This is a genomic window from Vibrio sp. 1F263, from assembly GCF_041439035.1.
In the GTDB taxonomy this organism is placed as follows: domain Bacteria; phylum Pseudomonadota; class Gammaproteobacteria; order Enterobacterales; family Vibrionaceae; genus Vibrio; species Vibrio tasmaniensis_A.
Map to the genome: position 1 here is coordinate 96,510 of NZ_JBGONI010000002.1, position 24,548 is coordinate 121,057.

Annotated in this window: 23 protein-coding genes; 16 read left to right on the plus strand and 7 right to left on the minus strand. The window is 45.1% G+C overall.

What is annotated here, in order from left to right; all coding sequences use genetic code 11:
• Positions 1-359: 359 nt before the first annotated feature.
• From ACED25_RS01720 to ACED25_RS01745, 6 genes are all read left to right on the plus strand, one after another.
• The gene (locus ACED25_RS01720; RefSeq protein WP_009844944.1) at positions 360-746 is read left to right on the plus strand and encodes a cytochrome c; all 387 of its coding nucleotides are present in this window, start codon (positions 360-362) and stop codon (positions 744-746) included.
• 24 nt (positions 747-770) lie between these two features.
• Positions 771-2,195, plus strand: coding sequence for a cytochrome-c oxidase, cbb3-type subunit I (ccoN, locus tag ACED25_RS01725; protein ID WP_371694501.1), 1,425 nt, complete (start codon positions 771-773; stop codon positions 2,193-2,195).
• Positions 2,196-2,810, plus strand: coding sequence for a cbb3-type cytochrome c oxidase subunit II (locus ACED25_RS01730; RefSeq protein ID WP_102536316.1), 615 nt, complete (start codon positions 2,196-2,198; stop codon positions 2,808-2,810).
• The gene (locus ACED25_RS01735; protein WP_102536317.1) at positions 2,807-4,963 is read left to right on the plus strand and encodes a cytochrome c; all 2,157 of its coding nucleotides are present in this window, start codon (positions 2,807-2,809) and stop codon (positions 4,961-4,963) included. Before ACED25_RS01730 ends, ACED25_RS01735 begins: the two co-directional genes overlap by 4 nt.
• A 262-nt stretch (positions 4,964-5,225) precedes the next feature.
• On the plus strand, positions 5,226-5,453 hold the full coding sequence (locus ACED25_RS01740) for a PAS factor family protein (RefSeq protein WP_004730426.1): 228 nt from the start codon (positions 5,226-5,228) through the stop codon (positions 5,451-5,453).
• A 263-nt stretch (positions 5,454-5,716) separates the two neighbouring features.
• On the plus strand, positions 5,717-5,899 hold the full coding sequence (locus tag ACED25_RS01745) for a hypothetical protein (protein WP_017102586.1): 183 nt from the start codon (positions 5,717-5,719) through the stop codon (positions 5,897-5,899).
• Positions 5,900-6,077: 178 nt separating this feature from the next.
• On the opposite strand, the gene ACED25_RS01750 is transcribed toward ACED25_RS01745, so the two are convergent.
• The 7 genes from ACED25_RS01750 to ACED25_RS01780 form a co-directional block, all read right to left on the minus strand.
• Positions 6,078-7,370, minus strand: coding sequence for an alpha/beta fold hydrolase (locus tag ACED25_RS01750; RefSeq protein ID WP_371694502.1), 1,293 nt, complete (start codon positions 7,368-7,370; stop codon positions 6,078-6,080).
• Between the two features lie 385 nt (positions 7,371-7,755).
• A complete protein-coding gene (locus tag ACED25_RS01755) occupies positions 7,756-8,493 on the minus strand; it encodes a DUF3726 domain-containing protein (RefSeq protein ID WP_371694503.1) in 738 nt (245 codons plus the stop codon).
• Positions 8,490-10,304: a hypothetical protein gene (locus tag ACED25_RS01760; RefSeq protein WP_139684202.1), complete on the minus strand. Its 1,815-nt coding sequence runs from the start codon at positions 10,302-10,304 to the stop codon at positions 8,490-8,492. Before ACED25_RS01760 ends, ACED25_RS01755 begins: the two co-directional genes overlap by 4 nt.
• Before the next feature lie 272 nt (positions 10,305-10,576).
• On the minus strand, positions 10,577-12,184 hold the full coding sequence (locus ACED25_RS01765; RefSeq protein ID WP_135384261.1) for a BCCT family transporter: 1,608 nt from the start codon (positions 12,182-12,184) through the stop codon (positions 10,577-10,579).
• Positions 12,185-12,415: 231 nt separating this feature from the next.
• Complete coding sequence (locus tag ACED25_RS01770; protein ID WP_029225297.1) at positions 12,416-13,411, minus strand: membrane dipeptidase; 996 nt, start codon at positions 13,409-13,411, stop codon at positions 12,416-12,418.
• 210 nt (positions 13,412-13,621) lie between these two features.
• A complete protein-coding gene (locus ACED25_RS01775; protein WP_004730413.1) occupies positions 13,622-15,082 on the minus strand; it encodes an aldehyde dehydrogenase family protein in 1,461 nt (486 codons plus the stop codon).
• A gap of 189 nt (positions 15,083-15,271) precedes the next feature.
• On the minus strand, positions 15,272-15,670 hold the full coding sequence (locus ACED25_RS01780; protein WP_004730412.1) for a RidA family protein: 399 nt from the start codon (positions 15,668-15,670) through the stop codon (positions 15,272-15,274).
• 157 nt (positions 15,671-15,827) lie between these two features.
• On the opposite strand from ACED25_RS01780, the gene ACED25_RS01785 reads away from it, so the two are divergent.
• The 10 genes from ACED25_RS01785 (at position 15,828) to ACED25_RS01830 (ending at position 24,421) form a co-directional block, all read left to right on the plus strand.
• Positions 15,828-16,709 carry a LysR family transcriptional regulator gene (locus ACED25_RS01785; RefSeq protein ID WP_017099346.1) on the plus strand — a complete coding sequence of 294 codons (882 nt, stop codon included), beginning with the start codon at positions 15,828-15,830 and terminating at the stop codon, positions 16,707-16,709.
• Between the two features lie 811 nt (positions 16,710-17,520).
• Positions 17,521-17,922 (plus strand): hypothetical protein, encoded by a 402-nt coding sequence (locus ACED25_RS01790; RefSeq protein WP_017098977.1) that lies wholly within the window; start codon positions 17,521-17,523, stop codon positions 17,920-17,922.
• Position 17,923: 1 nt separating this feature from the next.
• Positions 17,924-18,694 carry a F0F1 ATP synthase subunit A gene (atpB, locus tag ACED25_RS01795; protein WP_017082381.1) on the plus strand — a complete coding sequence of 257 codons (771 nt, stop codon included), beginning with the start codon at positions 17,924-17,926 and terminating at the stop codon, positions 18,692-18,694.
• A gap of 46 nt (positions 18,695-18,740) precedes the next feature.
• A complete protein-coding gene (atpE, locus tag ACED25_RS01800) occupies positions 18,741-18,977 on the plus strand; it encodes a F0F1 ATP synthase subunit C (protein WP_004730405.1) in 237 nt (78 codons plus the stop codon).
• A gap of 54 nt (positions 18,978-19,031) precedes the next feature.
• Positions 19,032-19,502: a F0F1 ATP synthase subunit B gene (locus ACED25_RS01805; protein ID WP_004730401.1), complete on the plus strand. Its 471-nt coding sequence runs from the start codon at positions 19,032-19,034 to the stop codon at positions 19,500-19,502.
• A gap of 11 nt (positions 19,503-19,513) precedes the next feature.
• Entirely contained in the window at positions 19,514-20,065 is a 552-nt protein-coding gene (locus ACED25_RS01810; protein ID WP_004730398.1) for a F0F1 ATP synthase subunit delta, read from the plus strand.
• A gap of 9 nt (positions 20,066-20,074) precedes the next feature.
• Positions 20,075-21,616, plus strand: coding sequence for a F0F1 ATP synthase subunit alpha (atpA, locus tag ACED25_RS01815; protein ID WP_016794807.1), 1,542 nt, complete (start codon positions 20,075-20,077; stop codon positions 21,614-21,616).
• 47 nt (positions 21,617-21,663) lie between these two features.
• Positions 21,664-22,533, plus strand: coding sequence for a F0F1 ATP synthase subunit gamma (gene atpG, locus ACED25_RS01820; protein WP_017098979.1), 870 nt, complete (start codon positions 21,664-21,666; stop codon positions 22,531-22,533).
• Between the two features lie 44 nt (positions 22,534-22,577).
• Positions 22,578-23,963: a F0F1 ATP synthase subunit beta gene (atpD, locus tag ACED25_RS01825; RefSeq protein ID WP_004730394.1), complete on the plus strand. Its 1,386-nt coding sequence runs from the start codon at positions 22,578-22,580 to the stop codon at positions 23,961-23,963.
• A 14-nt stretch (positions 23,964-23,977) separates the two neighbouring features.
• Positions 23,978-24,421: a F0F1 ATP synthase subunit epsilon gene (locus ACED25_RS01830; protein ID WP_004730391.1), complete on the plus strand. Its 444-nt coding sequence runs from the start codon at positions 23,978-23,980 to the stop codon at positions 24,419-24,421.
• Positions 24,422-24,548: the final 127 nt, after the last annotated feature.

Below are 24,548 nucleotides of genomic sequence, written 5' to 3' on the forward strand. Positions count from 1 at the left end.
GTCACTAATTTGAGTCTAGTTCATATTAGTCATTTGACTTGCTTAGACATTGCCTATTTTCTCAATGATGCAGTTCGAACCTTTCTCAAATAATGTTTCATTCCTGTAACCAGGTGCGAACAACACCTTCTCCTTGTCTAAATAAGACTTTAATTAGCGTTCATACAAGTAATCCCTGCGTTTTAAAGGCAATGAGTAATCCAATCTTGCCACTGAATACGTACTGACTAACAAAATTGACAATAAATATGAGTCAGTAAGTAGCGAGAACGCTTATGCATGCATAACCTTTACACCAAGGTGAGTGTTTTCTGAGGGTCATCAAGCACTCGCTCTTTTCTTCAATAAGGGAATACGTAATGAGATTAAATAAGCAAAAGTTTAACCCCATAACCGCACTTTCCATTCTGCTAATGACGGCTGTCATGAATCCAGTTTACGCAGAATCCAACGACGAGCAGTTCGAGTTAGGAAAACAAAAAGCCAAGGTGTGTATGACCTGTCATGGCGTTGATGGTATCTCAACACAAGACCCTTACCCGAACCTTCGCGGTCAAAAGGTGGGATATCTCATTTCCTCGTTAAAAGACTATCAGACAAGGGAAAGAACCAGTGGTTTGGCAATTCTCATGCAGCAACAAGCCGACACACTTTCAGACCAAGACATCCGCGACATTTCCTATTTCTATTCGATGCTCGGCAACGATTCAAACTCACTCAACGAATCAAATTCAGTCAGCGAATAAAAGCTTTAGGCAAGGAGCCTTGTTATGGAACAAGTGACACCGCAATACAACATTAAGGTCGTTAAGTACTTCATCATCGCGTCTTTAGTGTGGGCAATCGTAGGTATGATCATCGGGGTGATTCTCGCCGCGCAATTGTATTGGCCAGTCTTAAACTTCGATTCTCAATATTTCCAGTTTGGTCGACTGCGCCCGCTACATACATCTGGGGTGATTTACGGGTTCGTCGTGAACATCTTGATGGGGACATCTTTGTACATTGCCCAGCGAACAGGCCATTGTGAGTTGTTCAATAAAAGCCTTTCATGGATGGTATTTTGGGGATGGCAATTTATTCTATTGCTTGCGATCATTTCCTTACCCGCAGGCCACACCAGCTCAAAAGAGTATGCGGAGCTTGAGTGGCCAATCGACTTGATGATTGTGTTGGTTTGGGTGCTGTATGCGGTGTTGTTCTTTGGCACCCTTGCTAAACGAAAGGTCAGCCATATCTTCGTGGCTAACTGGTTCTTTGCTGCTTTCATCATCGTCGTTGCAATGATTTTCATCGTGAACAACCTCGCGATGCCTGTGTTGGCGATGAAGTCCTACTCTGTGTTTGCAGGCGCTCAAGATGCGATTGTTCAATGGTGGTGGGGACATAATGCCGTCGGCTTCTTGCTGACCGCTGGTGTGATTGGTATGAATTACTATTTCATACCCAAAGCAGCGGACCGACCTATCTACTCGTACCGCTTGTCTGTGATCCATTTCTGGGGGTTGGTCGGCTTTTACACCTGGGCCGGAACGCACCACTTAGTCTACTCTTCCGTTCCCATCTGGATTCAGAACATCGGAATCGTGATGTCATTGATCCTGTGGCTCCCTTCCTGGGCGGGTGCTTTCAATAGCGCAATGACCCTTCTACAAAACAAAGAAAAGCTGAAGTCCGACTACATTCTTTTATTCTTTTTCTCAGCAATTCTTTACTACTGCTTGGCAACATTCGAAGGCCCGTTACTTGCTATTCGCTGGTTCAACATGGTGGCACACAACACCGAATGGATAATCGGCCACGTACATTCCGCAGCACTCGGATGGGTGGGAATGTCAGGGATAGCGGTTTTTTACTACTTCATTCCGCGCCTATGGGGCCAAACCGATCTTTGGTCACGACGACTGATTAAGTGGCACTTCTGGCTTGCTCATGCTGGCGTCGCCATTTATGCGATTGCGCTTTGGGTCGCGGGTATCGGTGAAGGTTATATGTGGCTCGCTCAAAATGAAAATGGCGAACTGATATATAGCTTTGTAGAGGCTATGGACTTTAAAGCACCTTGGTTGTTCTTACGATTCTTTGGTGGTGCACTGTTTGTTCTGGGTTTATTTCTAATGGCATTTAACTTATTTAAAACCGTTCGTATGCCAGTAGTACATAACGCTAAACACGCCGTTAATGAGGGAGCTTAAATGATGAGTAAAGACTTTACACATTCCATCGTCATTTTAATTTTGACCACCGTTGTCGTCGCTTCCTTCTCTCTGTTGGTTTGGGTAGTGCCTAGCATTGTCCGTGGAGACGATATTGCCAAAGGCAGCTTAGCGATGCCACTCACACCTCTTGAGTTGGCAGGACGAGACATTTACATCAGTGAAGGCTGTCATGTGTGTCACACACAAATGGTTCGCCCTCTAGAACCAGAAGTGAAACGTAATGGTCGCCCAAACAAAGAAGCAGACGACATCTATGAATTTCCTAACTTGTGGGGTTCTAAGCGCACGGGTCCGGACCTCACTAATTTAGGGAGAAAGTATTCTGACCAGTGGCATACTATTCACTTAATTGACCCTCGAAAAGTCGTACCGACATCGATCATGCCCGCCTACCCTTGGTTATTTGAACAGACTCTGTCAGGCGACGACATAAGCGACAAAATGGAAACCCTCCGCATACTTGGCGTTCCTTATACTGACCAAGAAATAGGTGACGCCAGATTACAAGTAAGAGGAAAAACCAAAGGTGAAGCTCTGATCCGCTATCTACAAAGCCTTGGTAAAGATACGTCACAGGAGGTATCACAATGAGTGCATTTTGGAATCTATGGGCGGTAATTTTAACCTTAATCTTCTTCGTTCTTATGGTGTCTGTTGTCGTTAAATATTGGCGTAGCAATCACCAAGCAGATCAAGACCACACCCTTGGCACTTTTGATGGCATTGAAGAAAAGGATGCGCCACCGCCAAAACTACTCTTCATTAGCTATGCTATTGCCTTTCTATTGTCTGCTGGCTATTTGGTGCTCTACCCCGGGCTTGGTGAATGGGAAGGGTTAGTCGATTGGAAGCAAAGTGACGACAAACTCAGCTCACCCAGCACAACGTTAAACGAGCAATTCTCTCAAACAACGGAAACCACCCTCGAAGGATTGTCTGGCATACCCGAAATAGTAAACAGCGGACAAATCTTGTTCCAAACTCACTGCGCGGCTTGTCACCGCGACAACGCTCAAGGTCAGAAACACTTCCCTAACCTTATTGACCAAGAATGGCTATATGGTGGTAGTGATGAAGCGATCATTCATTCGATCGCCAAAGGGCGAAATGGCGCGATGCCGGGTTGGAGCGAGATAATGCGCCCCGATGAAGTGGCTAAGGTTTCTTACTACTTAGCTTCGCTCAATCAACGCCATACCGATGTTCCAGAGGTGAAAGTCAAAGTCGGCAAAGAGCTGTTTGCAAAATATTGTTCATCTTGTCACGCCGATGGTTCTATCGCGAATCCGGCGATCGGCGTCCCTGATCTTTCCGACGATATTTGGCTGCATGGCGGCAGTATTGAAGAGATTCAGCACACTATCAACAAAGGCTTGAACAACCTGATGCCTGCGTTTGATAAACAGCTTACGGAAAACGAGATACTCGCACTGGGTGCTTACATTCGACACGCGGGCTCAGAGCAACAGCAAAGACTCGCGAATCTAGAAGCTCAGTCTGTTGAACGTGGTGAATATCTCGCTTATGCCGGTGACTGCGTTGCGTGTCATAGTGCCGAAGGTGGCGAACCTTTTGCTGGTGGGCTGCCTTTTGTGACCCCTTTTGGTACCGTTTATTCAACCAATATTACGCCACACACAACGGAAGGTATTGGGACTTACGACTTTGAGGACTTCCGAGCTGCATTAGTCGCCGGCAAGGGTAAGAACGGTTATCTATACCCTGCTATGCCGTACACCTCTTATCAATACCTCAACGACCAAGACATGGTCGACTTGTGGAAATACATGCAGTCAATCACCGCGGTGCCGCGCCGCAATGACGACAACAGCATGATGTTCCCATCGAATATACGTCTAGGTCTGCTCGGGTGGAACATTGTGTTCATGGATACCGACCCGATTGACTATCAAGTGCCCGAAGAGCTTAAAACGGAAGTCGAAAACGTTGAGAAATGGCAGCAAGGGAAATATTGGGTGGCTGGCCTTGGACACTGCTCTGAGTGCCATACCCCGCGAAACATTGCTCAAGCTCTGATACCCGAACGTATTTTCCAAGGTAACTTGATTGACGGTTGGAATGCGCCCGATATCACGGCCAACGAGCTGTATGTCGATGGTTGGGATGAAGCGACACTGACCGATTTCTTACACACGGGTCACTCAGACAAAGGGACTGCTTTTGCGGGCATGGCAGACGTAGTAAAAAACAGTCTCAGCTTGATGACGCGTGAAGATATCGAGTCGATGTCCTATTACCTACTCAGTGGTGACATCAACAACACCATCAGCAGTGACGCCGTTCCGTTGCAGCCCAAAGGGTTTGATGAAGACTCTTACGCGACTGACATTTACACCACGTATCGCCAGACATGTGGAGCCTGTCATGGTGACGATGGTAAGGGACGTGACCCTATCGCCCCTACTCTGTTGAATAACGGCATAATCATGCACAGCGATCCATTCAACACCATCGCGGTAACCGTCCGTGGACTACAACCCACCTATCTCGACAAAGACAGAAACTTCATGCCAATGGCAAGCTTTGAAGATGTGCTGTCGGATCAAAGGTTAGCTGAGTTGATCACCTTCGTGCGATTGCACCTTGGAGATAGAGAGGAACCAGTAACGGCAGAACACGTTCGAGAGGTAAGAGAAACTCTTGAAGCTGCAGGTTACGCTGGAGGGTTACACACCACACCTGAAATGTACGAAAGTCGAGATAAGAACATTAACATTCGCTAGGTTCTGTACGTATTCAATTTACTCGGTAAGCAGCCACAATACGTTACTTCTATCACGGCTTAATCAATTAAAAGGAGACCAGCGTGTCTCCTTTTAATTGTTATCAAACTGACACTCTCAACGATTGAGACCACAACACAATTATAACTAACTGATTACACAATTAAGCAGAGCTGCACACAATGCGATCAATCTCGCAGAACAAATACAGTACCAGGTGCATAATACGCAAAATTTTATAAAGGTGCAGCAGAGGACAGATATGGATACAACTACACTCATCTACGATACATTGGAAGGTCTGTCGAGCGCAAAGCCACAGCAACACGCTCAAATCCGCCAAAATCTATATAACCAATTAGATTTATCATTTGAGAAGCAGTTGGCTTTGTATTCATCAGTTCTTGGTCCAGCAAGTGCTGGTAGATTGACCGATTTGGATAGCGCAGTGATGTCTGCACGCAAGATTGTTGGCTTAGAAAACAGCTAAGCAATCTTCAATCGCTCTCAACTTTAACGCTGCCACTGTGCAGCGTTTTTTATGGATGCCATTTACGATAAGTACCGTTGGTTACGATGAATGCAGTTAGGTACGATAAATACTGTTAGTTAAGATAAGTTCAATAAGGTCTGTTTTTCAAGTTACACGCATTCTCATTTGGTTAATCTTATGTTCCATTTTTAACAGGTGTGCAACCTCCACAATGGCGCTAATGTTAGTAGCACGTTAACCACACATCGGATTGAAGAATCATGAGAGTACTTATTGAATATACACAAACAGGCAAATACCGTGATCATGCGTGGGAAGCACTAACTATTCGTTCCAAGGGCGAAGTTCAAGCTGTGACTCCCTCTTATGCGGCTCAACTTATCGAACAGAACCGCGCCAGCTTATCGACTACTGAAAATCAAGATATCGTCATCCAACCATAATGAGTTTAGGAACTATCCCTCCCGGTTCTTAAACTCTCTGTTTTACTCGCTTTAGTAATCAATACGATACTGAGTAAAACAGAGTTTGATGACATAAAAAAACGCTGCACGGATGCAGCGTTTTCTTGTTTCTAGCGTATCTTGTCTCTAACGTAGATAACCTACGCAGAGAGTTTGATTATTTTGGCAGGTTCTCTAACGCATCAACCATCGTCATTAACTTATCGACAATTCGTTCACCATCCATTCTCAAACCATTGTGCTCATACTCGTTGGTAATCCACGCTTTTGAGTTTGGAATGTTCGCTAGCGTTTCACGGCTGTAATCCAGCTCTACATACATGTCATCCGCGTAAACTGCGCATGCCATTGGAACCGTATTCTTACTCAGCTGCTCTGCGTTGTACAAAGAGCCCCAGTCCGACTTCTCGGCCAACATATTTGCCGCTTCACGTAATGGCTTCAGCGTTTCTAGTTGGTCGAACATCCATGGGTACACCATTTCTCCGGTAAACCAGAACTCGCTACCCGATTGATAGTTAAAGTGTGGGTACTGCTCGCGTACTCGGTGTGCAGACCAGTTAGACGCTGCACCTTGGCAGTAAATCGATTCATGCAAAATAGCGTAGATTGGGTTCGTTAGGTAGCCCTGCTCTTGCTGCATTTGATTTAAGAAGCTATAGCTCAGCTGCTTGCTTCCGTTCACTTCAACAAACGCACTCTCCAGTGTGAAATACATTGGAAGGTTTGCTTCGCCGCCACCAAGATTAATACCGATCAACTGGAACTGTTCAACGGTAAACACCTGACCGTTTGGCAGTCTCACATCATTGTTAAGCAGGTAATCAGAGATCTCACGACACATAACTTGCGCATGTGGGAACTGAGCAAAGAAGGCTCTGTTTTTGTCTTCTACACGCTTGTAAGTCGCACGATAAACATCGTCAGCTTCTCGTTCAATAGAAGGAATGCCGCCCGTCACATAACAACGCTGCAAGCTCTGTGGGAACAGTGACAAATAGCTCAGTGTACAGAAGCCACCAAAGCTTTGACCAATCGTCGACCATTGCTTAATACCAAACTGTTCACGAATCGCTTCAGCGTCACGAACGATGTTATCCGCTCTGAAATGCGTTAAATATTCGACTTGTTGTTCTGGAGACAGATGGGCCAATGTTTCATGGCTGATCACGGTGCTGTTACCAGTACCACGTTGGTCAAGAAGCAGAACACGATAGTTTTGTAATGCACGCTTTAGCCAACCTGATTGACCGCTCACTCGTGGAGATGGAAAGCCTGGGCCGCCCTGAAAGTAGATAAGCCACGGCAGCTCTTGCGCATCTTTAGCGAGATCAACCAGCTCACGTGCGAAGACTTGGATCTGTTGTCCATCTTTGGCTTGGTAATCGAGTGGCAACTCAAAAGAGTGCTGACGATACAGGGTGGTTCCATCAATAAAGTTAGCTTGCACGCTTCATTCCTTTTTATCTGATTCTAAAGTCATCGGTACGAATAAAAACGGCGCCCTTTGGCACCTTCCTTAGCAAGATACGCATAGTGGCTTGTAAATGAAACCGTTTGTTTAACATGAATGTGAAGGTGCTTCGTTTAATTGTTCAATTGCCTCTCAACGGGTAACAACGTGTGTCAAAACAGTCAATTTAGAATAGGTAAATCCAGCGAGAGATCAAAAGAATGAGGTAAAGCAAACCCAAAGCGTGAGGCAAATAAAAAGAGCTTAACGAGGTGAGGATACGTTAAGCTCTTTGGTTTTATCTGTGTTGATAAACTAACTGGCTTACTCGCTGTTAATCTATCGAACCTGTTAGTTCTAATGAACCTATTAAATCTAGCGGCTACGAAGCTGTCAGTTCACCTGCACCTTGAGTCGAGCGTTCGCTGCTCTGAACTAAAATTGCGGTAGCGGTCTCTTTCAGTGCCGCCCACTCCCCATCATCAACTTCAATGCCATCGTTCCACGCTTTCTCTTGAGTTTTAAAAAGCGCTTCTGATTCAATGTGTGTTTGGTAGCCATCTGACAAACGTTCGATATCGAAATCCTGGACGGAAAGTTCGATGGTCATATTGTGGATATGTTCGTACGATGCCAGTGGCAAATCTGATAAAAACAGTTCTGGAGCAACGCAACCACGATTAAGCACATACAAAGTGCTCTTAGGGTTAGAGCCGTTATCCCAACGTGCCATGCACGCAATACCTTTCGCAGCTAACTTTACAAGCTCGCTGTACGCCAACCAACGGTTGTGGCAGTTATTTAACTCAATTTTCAGCGTCTTTTTGCCGACCATTTTTTCAATGGCGTAATCGATAACCACAGGAAGGTGACACGCCAAACTCGCTTTGTGCAGGTCAACTTCAACCGTATTGTCACTAAGCACTTGAATGTCAACTGGGCAATCGTCTTCTAGCCCAATGAAGTTGCTCGCATTGTTAAAGTGACGAACACCATCCAAGCCCACCATTTGCAAATCTGCCACCATGTTCGCTATCACATCGGCTTCACCACATGTACGACGCATACCCAAAAAGGCTTTATTAACGGCCGCTACCAGTTCATTGTGAGAAACGATCATAACGATTTACCTCCATGTTGAGCGTTGATATGTGTAGGAACTTTATTTGAGTCAGCGAGCTCTGCTTCACTTGGTGCTTCACTTGGTAAGACTGGGAACACCCATTCGTCCTGATGAATCTCATCAAGCAGTGGCGCTCCTTGGAAAAACGTCACTCGTACCCAACGATCTGAGCGAGGATCAAACTTAGTCGCACCAAACATCGCAAGCTTACAACGCAGCAAGTGCATTGGTGGCGAATCTTGGTGAAGCACATTCATTTGAATGTCGCCCATCGCTTTGTTACCTAGCGTCCACACACGGCGCGCAATTGCACGGTGTTGCGGCTGTTTAACAAGGAATTCGGCCAATGAAAGCTCAGGCGCAAATTGCAATAAAGCATGGTACAAACGATAAGCTTGACGGCCAATATCCAACGGCAGTTCACGCTCTTCGCCGAGTTCCTCGCCTCGAACACCGAGTCTTGGCTCTTCTTTGTCTTGAGAGCGATACCAGAACCAGTAGTTGTTTTCTGCTTTAGTAAAGTCGGTCGTGATCGCCCAACGGTACTTTTCTTCTAGTACAACCAGAAGGTCTTGAATCTTTTTGCCGCTAGGAAGCGACAGTGTTTCGCTGCAATTCATTTGCTCTTGATGGGCGTCCACTAATTCTGGGTACAATTCCATCAAACATGAGATAAGGATTTCTTGGGCTTCCATACTCATTTGCTTAGATTGCTCGACTAACTGCGACCATGTATCGCACAGGCTGACAGAAGCTTCTAATGATTGTTCTGTGTGCTTCAAATCATCAACAGCAGCTTTGTTCAGCTCTTGCTGTGTTTCATTGATGGTAACGACTTGCTCTAAATGACAAATCGCTTTTTTAACTAAGGTACGTAGTGGCTCGATCAACGCCGTATCAGTCTCACTGGACAACACGTCCGCCAATGCATGTTCACGGGTCGTCATCCACTGATCGACAATACTAGGGTGGTTAATAAGGTATGGCGCCATGCCTAAACCAGTTGCATTACCAACACCAAGGTAACGTTGTAATCCTCGATGCAAGGTAATCGCTTGTTCACCGCCCTGTTGTTCGGCTAGGTAATGAACCCAGTCTAAGCTGAACTCACGCAGCATATACACCGCACACATTTGCGCGCTAAACGACTGATTAAAATCTTCATTTTTCTCTAAGATTTTAAAATCAGCGATGCCAAATTTGCCATTACCATAAACGGCAGTGGTTCGCAGGATGTAGCCTACTTCAGCCAGTTCTTTGGGCGTTGGTTGAACACCTTTAGCCAGGTGACTAACGATATGTTCAAACACACGTACACTTTTGTTTGCACGCGCTAAAACAAGCACATTGTTAGGATTACGGCCGGCTTCTTGAAGCGGTACATTCGCACGAAGTCTTTCAAGTAGGGTGACATCAACATCACCAAGAACAAGCGCAAACGTTACGTCCCACTTTTCAGCAATTACACGGTCATTTCGTTCGTCATCTGCAATTTCATCGCAGAAAACAACCAAATGATAAACATGGTTTGGCGTCGCTAGCTTATAGATAACATGACCAAAACCCTGAGCGTCTAATTGCCACTCATGTTTCGTCACTTTCCACTCTTGCTGCGCCATTTTACGAATCAGAGTTCTAACGAAGCTGATACGTGTTTGGTGCATTGCACCTAGCCTTTCCGGTGCCATGACGACAGTCGCGTCACGTAGTGCTGATTCAGTGTAGGTAGAACGATGTGCATCCATTTTGCTCACCACCTTATAGTTATAGGATTTTGCTAGCCATTCAGAACCGATCGTTGCCATCATTTGAAGCATTCGTTTTTACAGTGTGTTGGTTAGCTTTCACGTTATTTGGGGTAAGTGAACTCACCCCTTATTATTTGTCCTGACTAGATCGATTGACCTAAATACGTGCCGCCCGGTGTATCTTCACCAGTACGGGTTTCCTCTTCCTTTCGGAATCTTGTGTCAGCCTTCTTTCAAAGGCTGACACCTTTTTTTCTCTTTCATTTTTAGAGAGCGTTTTCTCTACAGGCTCTTTTCTTTACAGACCCTGCTCTTTTATAAACTCGGCTCTTCTACAAACCCTGTTCTTTTGCCATCTTGATTGCGATTTGAGGCGCATTCCAAAGCGATGGCAGTAAGATTATGGACACCGGTACCGCTGTGATTACAATGAACGATTGCAGCGCAGAGATTCCGCCTGAACCTAGGGAAATCAGAATCAATGCAGTTACCCCCATCATCACACCCCAGAAAGTACGAATAATTGCGTTAGGCTCAGTCTCACCACTGACTACCACACTGATGGTGTAAGTCATCGAGTCACCGGTCGTTACGATGAAGATCGTGGTTAAGATCAAGAACAGAATAGAGATAAGCATTGGCATAGGTAGCTGCTGAGTTACCGCCAGTAGCGCGCCTGGTAAGTTGAAGCCTTCGAACGCTTTACTTACGCTGCCTGGATCTGCAATTTCGAACGCAAGACCAGAGCCACCAACAATCGTGAACCAGAAGCAAGTTACAAACGGTGCGATGAGGCTAATGGTTGATACCAATTGGCGAATACTACGACCGCGTGAAATACGAGCGATGAAGATTGCCATCATTGGGCCGTAACCTAAGAACCAACCCCAGAAGAACACTGTCCACCAGCTTAACCAACCTTCATCACCACGGTATGTTGCCATTGGGATGAAGTTATCTATCATGCTGCCTACACCTTGAATGTAGCCATTGAAGATGAAGTTCGTTGGACCGAAGATAAGGATGTAAATCATCAATGCCATTGCTAAAATTACGTTGTAACGACTTAGCATTTGCATTCCGCGGTTGAGACCACTTAATGCCGACAATGTGTAAAGCACGATAGCGAACAAGATAATGATTAGCTGAGTTGTGAAGCCATCTGGAATACCAAACAGTTCATTCAGAGCGTAGCTGACTTGCAAACCCAAGAAGCCGATCGGACCGATAGTACCCGCCGCTACAGCGACAATACAACATGCATCAATCAGTGCGCCGGTATGGCCTTTCAGTGCTCTTTCACCCAAAACTGGGTAAAGCAAAATACGGGGTTTAAGAGGCAAGCCTTTGTCGTAGTGAAGGTGCATAACCACGATAGACGTTAAGCTGCCCACAATTGCCCATGCTAGGAAACCCCAGTGCATGAATGATTGTGATAACGCATTCACTGCACCTTGTTGTGCGTTTTCTTGTGCGCCATACAACGGTGGTGGGTTAACGTAGTGTGCGATAGGCTCTGCTGCTGCCCAAAATACACCGCCGCCCGCAAGTAGCGTACAGAAGATGATAGCCATCCAACGGAAGCCATCCATTTCAGGTTTCGCGATGCCGCCTAGGATAACCTTGCCTGTTCGCCCTGCCGCCAGGCCAAGACCAATAAGAAAAGTCAGAAGAAGAAGCATTTGCCAATAAGGGCCGAACACTTTTACAGACCATGCAAAGCCCGTGTTTACTAGGGTAGAGAGTAGCTCCCCATCAAACAAAGCAAGCGTTACGAACAGAGCGATAAAACCGCCGCTGTACCATAATGCTGGGTTGGTAAGTCCTAATTTGTCTGAAGTCGATTCAGACTGGTTTGTGTTACTTGTTTTGTTGCTTGCTGTGTGTGCTTGACCCGCATTTACGTTTGAAGATTTCACGCTATTGGTTAAATCAGACATACTCTGACTCCAGAGGTTTCTTTGCAGCTGTCATTTTAATGATGACTACAAGAGGTGTATTTAACACCTGCCCTATTGTTTTTTGTGTTGGGCAGGCTAATCCATGTTTGGGTTACCGCGTTGCGAAATAGACCGTTGTTCCTTTTGAATAGTGAAATTGGTTACAACAGCACGTCTAAATGAACGTTAATTAGAAGGCTGCCAATTCGATGATTATTAGTGAGAAAACGCTTAACCCTTGCTTTGAGACTCTAAGCCATCTTTCAAGAAGTTAAACCAGTTTTCTCCCAAGACTTGCCCAGCTTCAGACTCGCTGAAACCATGGCGCATCAATCCGTTATAAATATTTTCCATACCCGCACTACCACAGAACCAAGGCAACGCATCTGGCCAACCTGAGTTGTTCGCAGAGCCTTCACCGTAGTCCATTGCTTTAGACCAACGACCATTTCTCATCCATTCAAGAACGGCTTGAGGTTGGTTTAAGCATAGGTCACTACCAATACCTAGGTGTTCTACGCCAACCATGTCAGCGGTCGTCGCAACCATTTGGCAGAAATCTTCCAACGTACATTGGCTCCCATTTGGTAGGTGGAATGGGTACAAGCTGAATCCAATTAAGCCACCGCGTTCGGTTAGGGCTTTAATCACATCGTTTGATTTGTTTCGTAGTGCATCATGAGCAAACGTTGGGTTCGCGTGGCTGATACAAATAGGACGAGAAGACAGGTCAATCGCTTCAAGCGTTGAACGCTCGGCACTGTGAGACATATCGATGATCATGCCCACTCGGTTCATCTCTTCGATAGCTTGCTTACCAAAGCGCGTGATACCAGTGTCGTTCTTCTCGTAACAACCCGTCGCCAATAAGCTCTGGTTGTTGTAAGTAAGCTGCATGATCAAAAGACCTTGCTTGCGCATCACTTCGATAAGACCAATCTCATCGTCGATTGGAGAACAGTTTTGAGCACCAAGGAAAATGCCGACTTTGCCGGTCGCTTTTGCAGTTTCAACATCAGCCATTGAATGAATCGGCATGATAATGTCTGCATTCTGCTCGAATCTTAAGTTCCATTCTGCAAAGCGAGATAAGGTTTCACGAGCTGTCTCGTGGTAAACCGCGGTAGCGTGAACTGCTGTAATGCCGCTCGCCTTTAGTGTTTGGAAATATTCTCTGTTCCAATTGCAGTATTGCAATCCATCTATAACAATCCGTTGCTGGTACATAACCACTCCTATTGAAAGCTCAGTGTTCTAGCTCGGTTTTGAAAACACGCTCAAATAACATGCTTTCAAAAATGGGTTAAATCACTTGTCTAATTTCGTTTGCTGCTTTGGTTGGGATGTTGGCCTGACTCTGTGAATCAGGCCAATTCGATAGCTGGATAGCTAGAGACTTAATATCTTCAGCTATCCAATTCTTATATAGAAAGTTGATTAGTAAGGACGCTGGTAAGCTGTCTTCACTACTGTGTAGAACTCTTTCGCGTACTGACCTTGCTCACGAGGACCAAAGCTAGACTCTTTACGACCACCAAACGGTACGTGATAATCAGTGCCCGCTGTTGGTAGGTTCACCATCACACAACCTGTTTGCGCTTGTTGCTTGAACATTGCGCTAGTGCGTAGGCTTTGAGTAATGATGCCGCCCGTTAGACCAAAGCGAGTATCGTTGGTTGTCGCGATAGCTTCTTCTAGATCAGCCACACGAATCACGCTTGCCATTGGTGCAAACACTTCTTCTTGGTTCACTTCCCAATCGTTCTTAGTATTCAAGAACAGCGTTGGAGACATGTAGAAGCCTTCGTGTTTCATGCTCAAGCGTTCGCCACCAAACGCTAGCTCACCGCCGCTTTGACGTGCTTTCTCAACCCAACCTAGGTTTGCTTCAAGTTGGTTACCGTCAACAACAGGGCCCATGAATACGCCGTCTTCTAGTGCGTGACCTACTTTAAGCTCGCTCATACGCTTGATCAGTGCTTCAACGTATTGGTCGTGAATGCCATCCATAACCACTAGACGAGAAGATGCTGTACATTTTTGACCTGCGCCAGAGAACGAACCTGCGATAGTCGCATCAACAGCTGTTTGAATATCAGCATCATCAGCAACCACAAGTGCGTTCTTACTGCCCATTTCTAATTGGCAACGAACGAAGTTTGGTGCTGTAGCCGCCGCAACCTTACGACCTGTATCAACAGAACCAGTGAAGCTCACACCGTTCACTTCTTTAGAGTTAATCAGTGCATCACCTACTTTTGAACCACTACCTAGAACAAGGTTAAACGTGCCTGCTGGCATGCCTTGGCGGTGGATAATCTCAGTTAGCGCAACCGCACTTGCTGGTGTTAGGTTTGCTGGTTTCCAGATAACGCTGTTACCGAAAGCAAGCGCTGGAGCGATTTTCCAAGCTGCTGTTGCAGTCGGGAAGTTCCAAGGAGAGATGATGCCGATAACGCCCACCGCTTCACGAGTCACTTCTACAGAAACGCCTGGGCGTACTGATTCTGCGTTGTCGCCAATTTGACGAAGTACTTCAGCCGCAAAGTACTGGAAGAACTGGCCTGCACGGTAAATTTCGCCACGACCTTCAGCAAAAGGCTTACCTTCTTCACGAGAAAGCAACGTACCTAGCTCATCACAACGTGCAATCAGCTCATCACCGATTGCTTGAAGTACTGCTTGCTTACGTTCAATCGGCGTTTTTTCCCACTCTGGTTGAGCGTGCTTCGCCGCTGAAATCGCCTGTTGAACTTGGTCAGCACTTGCTTGTGCGAAGTTACCGATGTTTTCAGAAATATCTGATGGGTTAATGTTCGCAACGGTACTTACACCCGCTTGCCATTCGCCGCCAATGTAAAGTGCGTTTTCTGCTTGAACATTCTGTAATTGAGTCATCATTCTGTCCTTGTAACGGTTAGGTTGCGGTTGAGTCTGGCAACCATCTGATTAATGAATAAAACGTTAATTTATATAAGTAATTACGTTTAAATCTTGTATCTAAAACTGAACCAAGTCGCTTGTATCAATAAACCGCTTTAATTCAAAACAGCTTTAATCCGCAAATTGCCTCAGTTCACAGTATCTTTATTCAGGTTGAGAGGCTGATGCGTAAACCACGAACTCAACCAACATTTCTTCTCTTGCTAACCCTGCAACGACGACCGCAGCACGGTTTGGATAAGGTGCATTGAAGTATTCTCCGTATACGCTGTTTACCGTTTTTAGATATTCACGGTCTGTCACGTAAATCAGAACTTGCAGCACTGAATCCATAGATTCGCCTGCACACTCCAATGTATGAACAAGGTTGTTAAAAGTCTGACGCGTTTGCGCTTCGATACCGCCTTCTACTACTGCGCCAGTTTCATCAATTGGAATCTGCGCTGTGTATAGAGTGCCGTTATTAACGATTGCCCACTCTAGTGGTGCTTTTGAAGCGAAAAGCTCGGTTTTTACTGGGTGTTTTTTAGTTTGTGCGTTCACGATTCCATCCAACTTTGTAACAACTATGTTTCAAGATGGTTAAATACTGCACCTTGACGACTGATAAATCTAACGGTAAATTTTGTGCAATTGATAAATAAAATCTATCACCTTGCGAAAAGTAAGGTATAGCAAGGGCTAGAGAAGGATCAGTGCCATGAGTATTAAGCTACAACAGTTAAAACATTTTGTTTTAGTGGTCGAAGAAGGCGGATTTCGAGCAGCATCTCACCGCGCAAATCGCTCGCAAGCGGCACTTTCTACGTCGATAAAAGAGCTAGAAAAAATACTTGGTCAGCCACTGTTTGAAACAGGCAACAAATCAACCCTGACACCTTTCGGCGAAATATGCCTGCCAAAAATCATTCAATTCCTGAATGTTTACAAAGCATTAGACAACGACCTACGCGCAGCCGCGGCAGGACAACAAGGAAGAGTTCGAATAGCGAGTGTCCCTTCAGTGGCCGCAAAATTAATCCCTAGTGTTTTAGGGGCTTTTTGTGAGCAGTACCCTAATGTAGAAGTCAGCTTGATTGATGATAACGCGGCGGGTGTAGAAGCAAGACTACTGTCTGGAGAGGTAGACGTTGCCCTCGGAAATAGCTCCCATTTAGAAGAAGAAAGCATCGACTTCACGCCTTTACTTTCCGATCCTATCGGTGTGGTCTGTCTCAAAGACAACCCTATCGCCTCTCAGCGAGAGGGAATCGAATGGCAAACCTTGTTAAAGCAGCCCTTCATTCGCAACGGGACTTGTACCCTACTTGACCCAACACCTGCACGAATGCTCAGCGAACAAGCTTTGTATTCAGTCGAGAACATTACTTCGTTGTTTTCGGTGTTAGAGCTTGGGATAGGCGTGACCACGCTGCCTAAACTGGCTTTTCCAACCAATGAAACCCGCTTGGTGTGGATTCCGTTGATTGACCCACCTTTACAGCGTCAAATCGGTATTTTCAGATTGTCTGATCGTACGATCTCGCCACAAGCGCAGGCTTTTCATGACTTATGTATTCAATATTTAAGTTATGAGGACTAATAGAGGGGCATGATTGAGTTTGTTTGCTTAAAAAGCGGTTGATAGAGCAACACATCAAGAAATTCCAGCTCTAATATCCAGAGTTTTGACCTTTCTATCTTGGGCTTAGTGCCCTAACCTTCAGATTTTTACCCTATCTTCAGCTCCTTACATCCATGTGAGGAGCTGAATTTCTTCCATCATATTCATCTTAAACGCCGACTTATCCGTTTCGGATCGCCTGAAAGGCGTTAAGAATGAAGTCACGACAAACTATTTTGAAAAATAATCACTTCTAGATAGAGAACGCCGTACAAATAAATAACTCAATGCACGACGACTTTCATCGCTAACTAAACTTGCTTTATCCACTTGTAGAATCACACTCAACAATCAACTTATAAATGACGCTAAGTGTTTGAATATACGTAATTGATAAGATCGTAACTTGCCCAATTGGTAGCTAAAACTTTTTCACAAAAACGCCCATTTTCGCTAAAAATAAAGCATTTAAAATTTTCATGAATAAAGTTATACAACTATTACTTTCATAAATGAAAAACATTCATTTCAAAAATGGAATTATTGATGTCGCTTTTTGTCGTTTTGATCACATAATTTTAGGCGTAGTTTATATTTTGTCGAAACGATAGCGAATTAGTTTTTATCGTTTAATTTCGTCAGGAGATATAAAGCCAGAAAGATTATTTCTTTGTTAACAAGTAAAGGTTTATTAACAAGTCAAATTGCTATTAACAAGTAAGTGCTAGTAACAAAACATATTCAAACTGTGTTTTATATTAACTTACACTGTTAAATATAGGGTTTTATTATGAGGCTTAATGGGATAAGTAGCGACATCCTTGTTGCTGCTAAAAGAGTTATTCTCTGCCAAATAGTATTAGCCGTCGGTGTAGTTTTATATGAAGTGTTTTTTGGTAATAAAGTAGATATGGAGTCTTCAGCTTTGGGTGTCGTAATCGCGATGTTACCACCGCTGTTTGGTTTTATATATGCAAGCCTAAAGGTGCACAAGAATCCTAATTATAGTTTACGTGACTTAATGCAAATGAGTCGTGTCGTGAAAATAACCTATACGTTCTTAATGTTTATCTTGGCATTCCAGTTTTTTAAATTGGATAACCCAGTAATATTATACGCGTACATTTTCACAATGATTGGGTACTTCTTAACACCATTTATTACTGCCTCTACAAGATCGGAGTACGTGTAGTATGGATCAAGTCACTACCGCTCACGAATACATAGAGCATCACTTAACCTTCTTAACTACAGGTGATGGTTTCTGGGCGTTCAACATTGACTCAATGTTGGTATCTTGGATTACGGGTTTATTGTTTATTGGAGCTTTTCGATATGTAGTGACCAAGGGCACTAGCGGTGTTCCAGGTCGTTTTCAATGTTTTATCGAGCTTATCTTTGATTTCGTTAACAACCTAGTCAAAGAGATTTTTCAAGCGGAGGATAAATTAATAGGGCCACTGGCATTAACCACTTTTGTTTGGGTGTTGTTAATGAATGCAGTCGATCTATTGCCTATAGATTTAATACCAGGGTTAACTCGTGTAATGGGTTTAGAACACTTTAGAGACCTACCGACAGCGGATGTAAATATCCCAATGTCGATGGCACTCGGTGTGTTTATTTTATTGTTAACTTATACGTTTAAAAATAAAGGTTTGAAAGGCTTTATCAAAGAGCTAACTACTCAGCCATTTGATAACCCTCTTTTATATCCTGTTAACTTTGTTCTTGAATTAATAACATTAATTTCAAAGCCAATATCACTAGGCTTACGATTATTCGGAAATATGTATGCAGGCGAGATGATATTCATCCTTATCGCACTAATGCCTTGGTGGATGCAATGGGCACTAAGTGTTCCATGGGCCTTATTCCACATATTAATCGTATTCTTACAAGCATTTATATTTATGGTACTGACCGTTGTTTACTTAGCAATGGCAACAGAAGAACACCACTAATTAATAACTAAAAAATTAACTAACACATTATTTATCGGAGATACAAATGGATATCGTAAGCGCAGTTTTATATGTAGCAGGTGCATTACTGATCGGTTTAGGTGCAGCAGGTGCAGCATCTGGTATTGGTAACTTAGCGGGTAAATATCTTGAAGGTGTTGCTCGTCAACCAGACCTTACTCCAATGCTTCGTACTCAATTCTTCATCATGATGGGCCTTGTGGATGCTGTACCGATGATCGGTGTTGGTATCGGTCTATACATCATCTTTGCCGTGGCTTAATTAAAAGCTTTGAAAAGATCGATTTGTAAATAATCAAGATTTAGTGAGGAAGGTATGAACTTAAATGCCAGCATGTTTGGTCAAGCAATCTCATTCGTGATTTTTGTTTGGCTATGCATGAAATATGTATGGCCCCCTCTCACCGCGATGTTAGACGAGCGCCAAAAAGAAATCGCTGATGGTTTACGCCACTCAGAGAATGCAGCGAAAGAGCTAGAACTAGCAAAATCAAATGGCGCACAACTCGTCGCAGATGCGAAAAAAAATGTGACCGAACTGATTGAGCAAGGCAAAAAACGCCGCAACGAAATCATCACCTTAGCTCACCAAGAAGGTGAGCAAGAAAAGGCACGCATCTTAGAGCAAGGTAGAGCTGAGCTAGAAGGCGAACGTCAAAAGTTACGCCGTGAACTTCAGGCGGATATGGCAGATGCTGTTATTCAAAGTGCACAGAAATTGATTAGCAAAAACCTAGATTCTGAAACGAACCGAGCGTTAGTTGATCAAATGATAAGCGAACTCTAAACGGAGGCAATATGTCAGATTACACCAATATTGCTCATCCCTACGCTAAAGCATCATTCGACTTTGCTTTAGGTGAAAACAAGTTACAAGAGTGGCACTCAATGCTGTCCATTCTTGTGACGGTAGCGGAAGAAGAAACGATCGCTAAGCAGATTTCATCAGCAGAAGGTGTTCATACACAGCAATCTGAAGAACTGGTCAATCTCATCATTCACGTTTGCCAAGGACTCGTTGATGACCACGTCATTAATCTCATTAAAGTCTTGGCTGAAAATGGCCGTCTTGCAGTGATCAGAGACTTGTTTAACTTGTTCAGCGACCTAAAGGACGAACATGAACGTGTAATCCCTGTCACTGTCACCAGTTCAGAATTGCTTACACAAGATCAAGTTACATCACTCACTGCTGCACTTGAGAAGAAATTAGAACGTCAGGTTGAAATGGAACAGGTTATTGATGACTCGCTGGTTGGCGGGATCGTCATCAAGGCGGGTGAAACCGTCATCGATGGTTCTTTGAACACATCAATTAGCCGATTAGCCCATCAACTTCACGCGAGATAGGTAACAATTATGCAATTAAATTCAAATGAAATCAGTGATCTAATCAAAGATCGCATCTCGAAGTTTAATGTGAGCACCGAAGCTCGCAACGAAGGCACCATAGTCTCGGTTCGTGACGGCATCATTACCATTAACGGCCTTGCGGATGTCATGCAGGGTGAGATGATCGAACTTCCTGGTGGCAAATACGCTCTTGCTCTTAACCTTGACACGCACTCAGTCGGTGCCGTGGTTATGGGTCCCTACACTGACCTATCTGAAGGTATGAAAGTGAAAGGGACAGGTCGTATCTTGGAAGTACCCGTAGGTAATGGACTTCTTGGCCGTGTAGTGAACACACTAGGTGAGCCAATCGATGGCAAAGGCCCAGTGAGTTGCGACCGACTCGACCCTGTAGAAGTAATTGCACCCGGCGTAATCGAGCGTAAGTCCGTCGATCAACCAATTCAAACGGGTTATAAAGCCGTTGATACCATGGTGCCTATCGGTCGTGGTCAACGTGAACTTATCATCGGTGACCGTCAGACGGGTAAAACAGCGTTAGCAATCGATGCGATCATCAACCAAAAAGATTCTGGCATCAAATGTGTGTACGTGGCTATTGGCCAGAAAGCATCTACTATCGCAAACGTTGTTCGTAAACTCGAAGATCACGATGCGCTTAAAAACACCATCGTAGTTGTAGCCTCAGCATCAGAATCAGCCGCGCTTCAATACCTAGCACCTTATGCGGGTTGTACCATGGGCGAATACTTCCGTGACCGCGGTGAAGATGCACTGATCATCTATGATGACCTATCAAAACAAGCCGTCGCTTACCGTCAAATCTCATTGCTACTTAAACGCCCACCGGGTCGTGAAGCCTTCCCTGGCGACGTATTCTACCTTCACTCACGCCTACTAGAACGTGCGGCACGAGTAAATGCAGAATACGTTGAGAAGTTCACAAATGGTGAAGTGAAAGGCCAAACAGGTTCATTAACCGCGCTTCCGATCATTGAAACTCAAGCGGGTGACGTATCGGCGTTTGTACCAACCAACGTAATCTCAATTACTGATGGTCAGGTTTTTCTACAAACCCAACTATTCAACTCAGGTCTCCGTCCTGCTGTTGACCCAGGTATCTCGGTATCTCGTGTGGGTGGTGCAGCACAGTGCAAGATCATCAAGAAACTGTCTGGTGGTATTCGTACATCATTAGCTCAATACCGTGAGTTAGCCGCATTTGCTCAGTTCTCTTCTGACCTAGACGACATGACGCGCAAGCAGCTTGATCATGGTGAGCGTGTAACCGAACTGATGAAACAAAAGCAATACTCGCCGATGTCTGTCGCAGAGCAAGCAACGGTTATCTACGCAGCAGAAAAAGGCTATTTGGCTGACGTAGAGTTGCACAAAGTTGCGCGTTTTGAAGAAGAATTAATTGCTTACGCAAAGGGCCAAAACCCAGAGTTGTTCGACACCATTAACGCTAACGGTGACTACAACGACGAGATCGACAGTGCACTTGCAAAGCTTCTCGGTGACTTTGTAGCGTTGAAAGCTTGGTAAACGCTCCGGTTTGTTGGCTGGAAATTAAAACAAATTAGGAGCAGATGATGGCAAATACTAAAGAAATTCGCACCAAGATAGGCAGTGTTAGTAACACTCAGAAAATCACCAGTGCAATGGAGATGGTTGCGGCAAGTAAGATGCGTAAGGTTCAAGACAATATGACGCTAACACGTCCATATGCCGAGAACATGCGCAAAGTTATCTCTCATGTCGCATCAGGGTCGCTGGAATACCAGCACCCCTACCTTCAACAGCGTGAACCAAAACGCGTTGCTTACATCATTATTTCGTCCGATCGAGGCTTATGTGGTGGCTTGAACTCGAATTTGTTCAAGAAAGTGTTAGAAGAAATGGAGATGTGGCGTACCAAAGGCGTTGAGGTAGAAACGACCCTAATTGGTTCAAAAGCTATCTCATTTTTCCAACGCAGCGGCAATGTTATCGCGCAAACGTCAGGCCTTGGTGACGCGCCTAAATTAGAAGACATTTTAGGTACGGTTAACGCGATGCTAGGGCATTACGACGACGAAAAAATCGACAGCTTGTATCTCGTGTATAACCAGTTCATCAACACCATGGTTCAAGAACCAACGACCTTGCAGTTGCTGCCCCACCCTTCAGATTCTGAGGCCGATGGAGGCGTGAAAAAAGCACGTCGTTGGGACTACATCTACGAACAAGCACCAAGAGACATCCTCTCTGAGCTGTTACATCGATACATTGAATCACAAGTGTATCAAGGCATCGTAGAGAGCATTGCCTGTGAGCAAGCAGCCCGAATGGTGGCCATGAAAGCGGCGACCGATAACGCAGGCCAACTCATCGATGATTTGCAGTTGGTATACAACAAAGCACGACAGGCTGCCATTACCCAAGAACTGAGTGAAATAGTCTCAGGTGCTCAAGCTGTCTAAGTGCAGACAAGAGTGGGTTAAGAATAGAATTTGAGGATTTAGAGATGAGTGTTGGAAAAATAGTTAAAGTTATCGGCGCGGTGGTAGACGTCGAGTTCAGCGGCGGCAACAGCCCACGCGTTTATGATGCATTGAAAGTGACTAGCGAGGAAGCAAGCTCTCTCGTATTGGAAGTTCAGCAACAACTGGGTGGCAGTATCGTTCGTTGTATTGCAATGGGTACGTCAGATGGCTTGCGCCGCGGCCTAACTGTTGAAAACACCGGTTCTCCAATCACCGTTCCTGTGGGCGAAGAAACCTTAGGCCGTATCATGAACGTTCTTGGTCAGCCTATCGATGAATGCGGTGAAATCGGTCAAAAAGAAAGCTACGAAATTCACCGAGAAGCACCCTCTTATGAAGAACAAGCAAACAGCACTGAACTTCTTGAGACCGGCGTTAAGGTTATCGACCTTATTTGTCCGTTCGCAAAGGGCGGTAAAATCGGTCTGTTCGGTGGTGCTGGCGTAGGTAAAACCGTCAACATGATGGAGCTTATCAACAACATCGCTAAAGCCCACTCAGGTCTCTCTGTATTTACCGGTGTTGGTGAGCGTACTCGTGAAGGTAACGACTTCTACTACGAGATGAAAGAAGCGGGTGTACTAGACAAAGTAGCCATGGTTTACGGCCAAATGAACGAGCCACCGGGAAACCGTCTACGAGTTGCACTTACAGGCCTGACTATGGCTGAGCGCTTCCGTGATGAAGGTCGTGACGTACTGTTGTTCATTGATAACATTTACCGTTACACGCTTGCGGGGACTGAGGTGTCAGCACTGTTAGGTCGTATGCCTTCAGCAGTAGGTTACCAACCAACACTCGCTGAAGAGATGGGTGTGCTTCAAGAGCGTATCACTTCGACTAGACAAGGCTCTATCACGTCTATCCAAGCAGTATACGTACCTGCGGATGACTTGACCGATCCATCACCAGCAACAACCTTTGCTCACTTAGATGCGACCGTTGTACTGTCTCGTAATATCGCGGCATTGGGCCTCTACCCTGCAATCGACCCATTGGATTCAACATCTCGCCAATTGGACCCGCTTGTGGTTGGCCAAGAGCATTACGACATTGCACAAAAAGTCCAAACAACGCTGCAACGCTACAAAGAGCTAAAAGATATCATCGCGATTCTTGGTATGGATGAGCTGTCTACTGAAGACAAGCAGACCGTATCTCGCGCTCGTAAGATTGAACGTTTCTTAACTCAGCCTTACCACGTGGCAGAAGTGTTTACTGGTCAGAAAGGTGTATTTGTACCGCTAAGCGAAACACTAAGAGGCTTTAAAGGTCTGTTAGGCGGCGAATATGACGATATCCCAGAGCAAGCATTCTTGTACTGTGGTTCTATCGACGAAGTGCTTAACAAAGCAAAATCACTCTAAGAGGCAGGTGCACCATGGCTATCGGAATTACAGATAATACATTTCAACTTAATATTGTAAGTGCGGAAGGTACGCTGTTTTCAGGTCCAGCGTATGCCCTAGCCGTTTCTGGCGCTGATGGTGAGCTGGGGATCCGCCCCGGTCACTCCCCGCTTCTCAGTAAAATAAAGCCAGGCGTGACAGTGTTTGTCACAGACCCTAAATCAGAGGGGCAAGTGCTTTATGTCTCTGGCGGGATGCTGGAAGTTCAGCCGGATGTGGTAACGGTGTTAGCCGATACTGCCTTGCACGGCCAAGATATTGACCGCGCTCGCGCAGAAGAAGCGAAATATGCAGCCCTAGAGAATATCAATAAGGGCAATGTAGACATCAACTTTGCACAAGCTCAGCTTGAACTCGCAAAAGCCGTTGCTCAGCTTCGCGCATCAGAACTGACGTCTTCTCGCACTCGCCACTGAGAATAGAACTTAGATGCTTGATGCTTGATGTGTAAATAGTCTACCCACTTAAAAACAGTTTAAGTGGGTAGACTACATCAGGAACTCTTCTCCCCCCTCCAACTTCCCCTCCCTTTCAACCGTCCCT